Here is a 9,028-nt window from a genome sequence, read left to right as displayed (position 1 = left end):
CTGCATCCGGGAGGATGTGGGAGAGTAGGTCACCGCCGGACAATATTTGAAGTGTAGGGCCCCGCATGGTTGCGGGGCCCTACCTGTTTAACCCGTGGCGTGTTTGTCGGGGTTGGGTCCGTGCCCGGGTGGCACGGGCTTTTTTTGTTTAACCCCGGGGCGGGTGGTGAATCTCTCAGCGGGAAGACCGCCGCCTGGTTCTCATCGAACCGGCAGTAGATGCCCGTGTGGGGCCCGGGAAGAGCACCTACTGCCATCTCGCGGGGGGGGGAGGGAGGAGGGGGCTGAGGGTTACGGGCGCGCCTCAGGCGGCGGTAATCCACACCCCGCGGCGCAGGACACGGGTCAGCCGTAATCCGGAGTCCAAGAGCAGCAGATCCGCGCTGGCCCCGGCGGCCAGGGTACCGATCCGCCCGGACATTCCCAGCACCCGGGCCGGAACCTCAGTGGCTGAGTGCAGGGCATCCTCCGTTGAAACGCCGGAAGCGACGGCGTTGCGGACCAGGTCCAGCATGCCGGCAGTGCCGCCGGCAATGGACCCGGAGTCCAGCCGGGCTACGCCGTTGAGCACTGCGACGTCGGCAGGACCCAGCCGGTACCGTCCGTCCGAGAGGCCTGCGGCCGCCATGGCATCAGTGACCAGCACAATGTTGTCCGCGCCGAGCAGCTCGAACATGGAGGCCACCACAAAGGGATCCAGATGCGTGTTGTCCGCGATGAGCTCCACGACGGCGGCGCCGGAGCGGGCCGCCCGCAGGGCCGCGGTGACGGCGCCGGGGGAGCGGTGATGGATGGGATCCATGCCGTTGAACAGATGGGTCACCGTGGGAACCGCCGCCCGTCCGCTGCCGTCCGATCCCGGGCGGGAGGCCAGTCCAGCCGCTGCCCGCGCGAGGGAGGCGGCGGCGTCGTCCGCTGTGGCGGCGGTGTGCCCCAGCGAGGGAACCACCGAATGTGCGGTGAGCAGGTCCACCAGGTCGTCGGCCCCCGGCAGTTCCGGCGCGTAGGTCATGGTGCGCAGGTGCCCGCGGGCCGCAGCAATCAGCTGCGCGGCGAAGTCGGGATCGGGGGAACGCAGCCATCGCGGATCCTGGGCGCCGCAGCGGGCGGCTGACAGGAAGGGGCCCTCCAGATGGATTCCGGCGACATCACCGGAATCGGCCAGACCGGCGAAGACCTCCAGGCCGGAGAGCAGGTCGGCGGGGGATGCGGTGACCAGGCTTGCCAGCACCGTGGTGGTTCCGGCGGCATGCATCCGGTGCAGGGCATTCCGGGCCGCGGCAGCGCCGGCGGACGGAAAATCGGTGCCGTAGCCGCCGTGGTTGTGCACGTCCACCAACCCCGGAACGATGATCTGTCCGGGGGCCAGCTCCAGTGTGGTGACACTGCCGCCGTCCAGGTCCGTTCCGGAATCACTCAGCGCCCGAGCGAGGCCGGTGTGCGGCCCCGAGTACAGGATCTGCGTTCCGGCAACGGCAACGGCGCTGTCCTCCACCAGGCGCGCGCCCAGCAGTGCCCGGCCGCGGATGACCGTCACCGGCTGGGGGTGGTTGCCGGCTGTCATCGGCTGAGCCCGGCGGCGGCGGCGCGGTCCAGGACTACGGTGACGCGGGAATGCAGCTGCAGGGCGGAGGCCGGGCACTCCGGGGTGACCGGCCCCTGAAGCGCACGGGCCACGATCTCCGCCTTGTCGGCGCCATGGGCAATCAGGAGCAGATGGCGGGCCTGCAGGATCGTGCCGATTCCCTGGGTCAGACAGAGCGTGGGAACCTCGTCAGGTGAATCGAAGAAGCGCGCATTGGCGCGGCGGGTGCGCTCCGTCAGGACTTCCACGCGGGTTCGGGAGTCGAAGGCGGCACCTGGCTCATTGAACGCCAGATGGCCGTTGTGGCCGATGCCCAGGATCTGCAGGTCCACTCCGCCGGCGTCGCGGATGGCTTGCTCATACTCCTGCGCCGAAGCCTCCAGATCCGGGACTGAGACGTCGGGGACCCGGACGGCGTCCGGCCGCAGGCCCAGCCGGCGGGTGACCTCGCTGTTGATGACTGCCGCATAACTGCGGGGATCGTCCGGGGCCAGGCCCACATACTCATCCAGAGCGAAGCCCCGCACACCGGCGAGATCTCCGCCGGACTCCGCCAGCGCATCATAGAGCGGCAGCGGCGAGGAGCCGGTGGCGAATCCCAGCACGGCGTCCGGCTTGTCCAGCACAGATTTGAGCACGACGGCGGCTGCCGCGGCTCCGGCTTCTTCCGGGCTTTCGAGTACTAAAATATCCATGGATCCTTCCCACTGATTATTCAACGGCTGACCAGCGCGGCGATGGCTTCGCGGATGCCGTCAAAATGGCTATTAATGCGTGCAGAAGCCAGCGATTTGTCTCCGCTTCGGACGGCTTCGTAGATTTCCCGATGCATGAGCGCGGTGGCATGGAGGTTGGTGGCCTTCATGCCCGCTTCGGCATGGATCTGGCTGTAGACGTCCCAGAAGACGGACATCAGGTGCGTCAGCAGCTCGTTGGCCAGCGGTTCAAAAAGCTGGCGGTGGAATTCCGAGTCCACCGCTGCCAGCGCCAGTCCCTGGTCCGCCAGCGATTCCATTTCCCGCACGGTGTCACCAATACGGGCCAGATGCTCCGGGGTCATCAGCGTCATCGCCTGGCCGATCAGCCCGGATTCGAGGGTTTGCCGGACATCCACCAGTTCCAGCGCTTCCTTGCCCTGCTGCCGGAGCGAGAGCCGGCCCCGGAACGTCAGCCCGGCGGTCAGGGCGTCAAAGTTGGTGGGCGCCACAAACATGCCGTAGCCGTGGCGGATCTCCACCACGCCCAGGGCCTGCAGGACTTTCAAAGATTCGCGCAGCGTATTTCGGCCTACGCCCAGTGCGCTGCACAGCTCGGATTCGGTGGGCAGGGGGCTGCCGGCTTCAAGGCTGCTTTCCAGGATCAGGTCCATGATGTCGCTCTGCAGTGCCATCAGGCGGGCTTGGGCGCTGAAGCGCGGCGCACGTGCCGAAGAATGGGCTCCAGCCGTCCCCCCGGCAGCCCCTGTATCCCCGGCAGCCGGAGCAGCAACGGCTGGGGCAGCGGCGCGGGACATCGGTGCGGTGTCGTTCACCAGAATCGAAACTCCTTCGGAAACGGTCAGAGGCCGGGGGATCCGGGGCTGCCGGAAGTCTATTAGCCGGCGATCACCCCGGGGCCTGCGTGGTTCACAAATGTGACGTGCTTGACCCGGTTGTGTGATTCAGCCTACAGTCTACTCAACCCGCATGGGATGTCCTACGTCCGATATCCGCATCACACTCTGATTGGTGAGACACCATGAGCAAGACCACAGACAGCACCGGGATCCTCCGGAACGCCAGCCGCCGCGATTTCCTGCGCCTTGCCGGAGTCCTCGGCACGGCCACGGCCTTTGCCGGTTCACTGGCCGCCTGCAGCCCCGGCGGTTCCACCGCAGCCACCGGCGGCGGCAAAGCAACAGCCGACTCCATCGAGGCGGGAATCTCCTATTCCCTGTCCACGGGATTCGATCCGATGACAGCCACCGGTGCAACGCCGGTGGCGGCAAACCTCCACATCTTCGAGGGCCTGACCGAGCTGCACCCGGCCACCCGTGAACCGTACCTGGCGCTGGCAGCAGCCCAGCCGGAGAAAATCGACGAGACCACCTACCGCGTCACGCTCCGCGAAGGCGCAACATTCCACAACGGCGACCCCGTCACTGCCGACGACGTCGTGTACTCCTTTGAACGAGTGCTGGACCCGGCCAACAAGTCCCTCTTTGCCGGCTTTGTCCCCTTCATCGCCTCCGTCACCGCTGACGGCGACGCGGTGGAGTTCAAGCTGAAGTACCCCTTCGCCGAATTCGGACCGCGCATCTCCGTGGTCAAAATTGTTCCCAAGGCCCTGGCCTCGGACCAGGCCGCCTTCGACCTGGCACCGGTGGGCAGCGGCCCGTACAAGTTTGTCTCCGCGGTCAAGGAAGACCGGATTGTCTTCAAGAAATTCGAGGAATACAACGGCTCCTACCCGGCCAAGGTCACGGACATGACCTGGCTGCTGCTGGCCGATCCCGCTGCCCGCGTGGCCGCGGTTCCTTCCCGCGCCCAGGCCATCGAGGACATTCCCTACCTGGACGTGGACCAGCTCAAGGCCAAGCTGGACGTCGAGTCCGTGCAGTCCTTTGGACTGCTGTTCATGATGTTCAACTGTGCCTCGGAGAAGTTCGCGGACAAGCGCGTCCGGCAGGCCCTGCACTACGCCACCAACACCGAGGACATCATCTCCAAGGCGCTGCTGGGCAACGCGGCGGCGGCCACTTCCTACTTCCAGAAGGGCCACCCCTCCTACACGGAGGCCTCCACCGTCTACGGGTACGACCCGGAAAAGGCCAAGGCGCTGCTCAAGGAAGCCGGGATGGAGAACATCACCATCACGCTGACCTCCACCGACACCGGCTGGGTTACCCGGGTAACTCCGCTGATCAAGGAAAACTGGGATGCCATCGGCATCACCACCACCCTGGAGCCGCTGCAGTCAGCTGCCGTCTATGCGCCGGAAAAGGTGGGCGGCCAGAACTTTGACGTCCTGGTGGCCCCGGGCGATCCCTCCGTGTTCGGCAACGACGGCGACCTGCTCCTGAGCTGGTTCTACCGCGGGGACACCTGGGCGAAGAACCGTATGGCCTGGTCCGGCAGCCCGGAATACGCCGACGTCCAGGCAAAGCTGGACAAGGCCGTGCAGCTGGAGCCGGCCGAAGCGAAGAAGGTGCACGCAGCCGTCGTCGACATTGTTGCCGAAGAGGTGCCGCTCTACCCGCTCTTCCACCGCCAGCTCCCCACCGCCTGGGACAGCGGCACCCTTGACGGGTTTGCTCCGCTCCCAACCACCGGCCTCTCCTTTGTAGGCGTCGGCCGGAAGTAAGACCCCGCCCTGCCGGAAGCGGGGGAACATCCCCCCACAGACAAACCCCTGCTCCGGCAGGGCGGCCCGCACCACTTGGAGAAACAAAAACATGGCTACACTTTTGCGCCTGCTTGGCCGCAGGCTGGCAGCGCTGCCGTTCATGCTGCTGGGCGTGACCATCATGGTCTTCATTGTCCTGTCCGTCATTCCCGCCGACCGCGCCACCGCCGTCCTGGGTGAAAACGCCAGCGAAGAGGCCAAAGACGCCTTCCGCGAAGCGCGCGGCCTGAACGACTCCCTGCTCATCCAGTTCCTGCGCTACCTCGGCGGCGTGATCCGGCTGGACTTTGGCTTCACCAACCCGCCCGAAGAATCAGTGGCCTCAAAGATCGCCTCGGCTTTCCCGGTCACCCTGCAGCTGACCCTGCTGGGAATCCTGCTCGCCGTGGTCCTGGCACTGGTCCTGGGCGTGACCAGCGCGCTGTACCGGGACCGGTGGCAGGACCAGGCGATCCGTATTTTCTCCATCGCCGCGATTGCCACCCCCTCCTTCTGGCTGGCCATCCTGCTCATTCAGTGGCTGGCCCTGCCCGCCGGCTCCATCTTCCCCACCGGCGGCCTGGCCTGGGCCGACCAGTACGGCTTTGTGGGCTGGATGTACTCCATGGCCCTGCCTGCCCTGGCCCTGGGCATTCCGGTGTCCGCCTCGCTGATCCGCGTGGTGCGCACCTCCATGGTCGAAGAGCTGGACCGCGACTACGTGCGCACGGCCATCGGCAACGGCGTCCCGTACCGCACAGTGGTGGCCCGGAATGTGCTGCGCAATGCCCTGGTCACTCCGGTGACCGTGCTGGGCCTGCGGGTGGGATACCTGCTGGGCGGCGCCGTCGTCATTGAAAAGATCTTCAGCCTCAACGGCATGGGTGACCTGATCATCGTGGGCCTGAACACCTCGGACACCAATCTGGTCCAGGGTGCCGTGCTGACCATCGCCGTCGCCTTCGTGGTCGTCAACATCCTGGTGGATGTCCTCTACGTACTCATCAATCCCCGGATCCGGACGGTATAAACCATGCGCAACGGACTCGCTGAACGGCTCGCCTCCTCAGGCGCCCGCTTCAAATCCCTGAACTTCAGCTCCAAACTGGCCCTGGCCTTCCTGCTCATTGTGGCCTTCATTGCCATTGCCGGCCCGTCGCTGGCACCCTTCGGGGAAAACGAATCCAGTGCCCCGGTGCTGGCCCCGGGCGGAGACCACCTGATGGGAACCGACGGTTCCAGCTACGACGTGTTCTCCCGCCTGCTCTACGGCGCCCGCGTCTCGGCCGCCATCGGCCTGGGCTCGGTGGCCGTGGCCGTGATCCTGGGTTCCATCCTCGGCGCCCTGGCCGCGACGTCGCGCAAATGGGTCAACGAGGGCATCATGCGCGTCCTGGACATCATGATGGCCTTCCCCGGCATCGCCCTGGCCGCAGCCCTGCTCTTTGCCCTCAAGGAGTACTCGCTCACGCTCTTCGGTTCCACGGTGCCGGTGATCATCTTCGCCATCGCCATTGTCTACACCCCGCAGCTGGCCCGGGTGGTCCGAGCCAACGTGCTGGCCCAGTACGGCGAAGACTACGTCCGCGCCGAACGGGTGATCGGCGCCGGCCGCCTGTTCATCCTGACCAAGCACGTTATCCGCAACACCGCAGCCCCCGTGCTGGTCTTCGCCACCGTGATGGTGGCGGACGCGATCATCCTCGAAGCCTCGCTGTCCTTCCTCGGCGCCGGCGTCCAGCCGCCGTCGGCCTCCTGGGGCAACGTGATGGCCGACGGGCGCAACGTGGTCTTCAGCGGCGCCTGGTGGCCGACGACGTTTGGCGGCATTTCCATCCTGCTCACCGTCCTGGCACTGAACATCCTGGCCGAAGGCCTCACCGACGCCATGGTGAATCCCCGGATGCGCCGCGCGGCTCCGGTCAAGGAAGCCACAGTGAAACTGGCTGCCGCCACCGCCGTCCCCTCGGCCCCGCCCGCCGCAGCCGCCGTCGTCGACCCGGAGGCAGCACCGGCCGGTGCGGCGTCCGCCGACGCGCCGGAGCGCTCCTCGGAGCTGGCCGACGACCCAGCAGCTGCCCTGATCAACCTGCCCGGCTCCCTGGCCGCCCTGGCCCAGGAACTGCAGCTGCTGGCAACGGTGGAAGCGCAGCGCACCGACCGGCTGCCCGCCGTCTCCGCCGACGCGCCCGTCATCCTCGAGGTCAAAAACCTGTCCATCCGGTTCCCCGGACGCTACGGCGACACCGCCATTGTGGACCGGGTCAGCTTCACCGTCCGCGAAGGCGAAACCATGGGCCTGGTGGGGGAGTCCGGCTGCGGAAAGTCGATTACTTCGCTGGCCATCATGGGCCTGCTGGCGCCCACCGCGGTGCTCAGCGGTTCCATCACCTTCCAGGGCAAGGAACTGCTCACCAACGATCCCCGCGAACGGGACCGCCTCTACCGCGGCCTGCGCGGCGAACAGATTGCCATGGTCTACCAGGACGCGCTGAGCTCGCTCAACCCGTCCATGCTGATCAAGGACCAGCTCCTGCAGCTCACCCGCCGCAACGGCCGCAAGAGCCCGCGCGAACTGCTGGAAATGGTGAAACTGGATCCGGACCGCACGCTCAAAAGCTACCCGCACGAACTCTCCGGCGGGCAGCGCCAGCGCGTGCTCGTGGCCATGGCGCTCTCCCGCTCGCCCAAGATCATCGTGGCGGACGAACCCACCACCGCCCTGGACGTCACCGTTCAGAAACAGGTGGTGGACCTGCTCAACGAGCTGCGCGAGGAACTCGGCTTTGCCATGGTGTTCGTCAGCCATGACCTTGCCCTGGTGGCCTCCCTGGCACACCGGATCACGGTCATGTACGCCGGCCAGGTAGTGGAGTCCGCCGGAGCCTCCGAGCTGATGCGCAACCCGCAGCACGAATACACCCGCGGCCTGCTGGGCGCCGTCCTCTCCATCGAATCCGATGCGGACCGGCTCCACCAGATCCAGGGCACCGTCCCCTCGCCGAGGGAGTTCGCAGCCGGAGACCGGTTCGCCGAACGCTCGCTGCGTCCGGACGCCGATCCGGACCAGGTCCTGTCCTTTGTCCCGGTGGGCGACGGCGACCATTTCTGGGCGAGCCACCTCGCGGAACCCAAGAACGACGACGGCGGCAGCCGGATTCCGCTGGCCGCCGCAGCCACGAGTGCCGAAGGACAGTCATGAGCACCGAAACATCTATTCAGGATCCAGCGCTCACTCCCGGTGCCGGCACGCCGGTGCTGGAACTGCGCGGCCTCAAGGTCCATCACCGGACCCGCACCGGCTCCATCTTCCGTCCCAACATCGTCAAGGCCGTGGACGGCGTGGACTTCACGGTCCGCCGCGGTGAAACCGTGGGCGTGGTGGGGGAGTCCGGCTGCGGAAAGTCCACCCTGGCCTCGGTCCTGGTGGGCCTGCAGGAACCGACCGCCGGGCAGGTGCTGTTCCACGGAAAACCGGTCAGCATCCGCCGTCCCGCGGACCGGTTGCGCTTTGGCCAGGATGTGGCCGTGGTGTTCCAGGACCCGTCCACCGCGCTGAACCCGCGGATGACCATCCAGGACATCCTCACCGATCCGCTGCAGGTCCACGGGATCGGCGATGCCCGCTCCCGTGCGGCCAAGGTGAAGGACCTGCTGGCACTGGTGGGCCTGCCCTACTCGGCCGCGGAGGTCACGCCGCACCAGGTGTCCGGCGGACAGCGCCAGCGCGTGGCCATTGCCCGGGCACTGGCCCTGGACCCGGCGGTGATCGTGGCCGACGAACCCACCTCGGCCCTGGACGTGTCAGTCCGCGCGCAGGTCCTGAACCTGCTGGCCGATCTGAAGCGTGAACTGAACCTGGGCATGGTCTTCATCTCCCATGACATCCAGACCGTCCGCTACGTGTCCGACCGGATCTGCGTCATGTACTACGGCCGGATCGTTGAGGAAGGGCCGGCCGAACAGGTCTTCGCCCAGCCCAAGGACGACTACACCCGCAAGCTGCTGGGCGCCGCGCCCAGCCTGCTGCACCCCTGATTTTTCCCCGTTCCACCGCACCAACCATTACCAGCACTTTGG

7 protein-coding genes are annotated in these 9,028 nt (G+C 66.7%); 4 read left to right on the top strand and 3 right to left on the bottom strand.

Annotated elements, in window-relative coordinates:
* Window positions 1–304 precede the first annotated feature (304 nt).
* The 3 genes from ABIB35_RS16880 to ABIB35_RS16870 are packed head-to-tail and all read right to left on the bottom strand — an operon-like array spanning window position 305 to window position 2,975.
* On the bottom strand, window positions 305–1,564 hold the full coding sequence (locus ABIB35_RS16880) for an N-acetylglucosamine-6-phosphate deacetylase (RefSeq protein ID WP_354182884.1): 1,260 nt from the start codon (window positions 1,562–1,564) through the stop codon (window positions 305–307).
* Window positions 1,561–2,280 (bottom strand): glucosamine-6-phosphate deaminase, encoded by a 720-nt coding sequence (locus ABIB35_RS16875; protein ID WP_354182883.1) that lies wholly within the window; start codon window positions 2,278–2,280, stop codon window positions 1,561–1,563. The genes ABIB35_RS16880 and ABIB35_RS16875 overlap by 4 nt, the downstream gene beginning before the upstream one ends.
* 20 nt (window positions 2,281–2,300) lie before the next feature.
* Window positions 2,301–2,975, bottom strand: a complete 675-nt coding sequence (locus ABIB35_RS16870; protein WP_354182890.1) for a FadR/GntR family transcriptional regulator — start codon at window positions 2,973–2,975, stop codon at window positions 2,301–2,303.
* 347 nt (window positions 2,976–3,322) lie between these two features.
* Here ABIB35_RS16870 and ABIB35_RS16865 point away from each other — a divergent pair, with 347 nt between their 5' ends.
* From ABIB35_RS16865 to ABIB35_RS16850, 4 genes are all read left to right on the top strand, one after another.
* Entirely contained in the window at window positions 3,323–4,927 is a 1,605-nt protein-coding gene (locus ABIB35_RS16865; RefSeq protein WP_354182882.1) for an ABC transporter substrate-binding protein, read from the top strand.
* A 91-nt stretch (window positions 4,928–5,018) separates the two neighbouring features.
* Entirely contained in the window at window positions 5,019–5,978 is a 960-nt protein-coding gene (locus ABIB35_RS16860) for an ABC transporter permease (protein WP_354182881.1), read from the top strand.
* A 3-nt stretch (window positions 5,979–5,981) separates the two neighbouring features.
* Window positions 5,982–8,150, top strand: a complete 2,169-nt coding sequence (locus ABIB35_RS16855; protein ID WP_354182880.1) for a dipeptide/oligopeptide/nickel ABC transporter permease/ATP-binding protein — start codon at window positions 5,982–5,984, stop codon at window positions 8,148–8,150.
* Window positions 8,147–8,986 (top strand): ATP-binding cassette domain-containing protein, encoded by an 840-nt coding sequence (locus ABIB35_RS16850; RefSeq protein ID WP_354182879.1) that lies wholly within the window; start codon window positions 8,147–8,149, stop codon window positions 8,984–8,986. Before ABIB35_RS16855 ends, ABIB35_RS16850 begins: the two co-directional genes overlap by 4 nt.
* Window positions 8,987–9,028 lie beyond the last annotated feature (42 nt).

It is taken from the genome of Arthrobacter sp. UYP6 (assembly GCF_040547315.1).
Lineage (GTDB): Bacteria > Actinomycetota > Actinomycetes > Actinomycetales > Micrococcaceae > Arthrobacter_B.
Note: the sequence above shows the minus strand (reverse complement) of the source record. Positions and strands in the feature narration are given on the sequence as shown.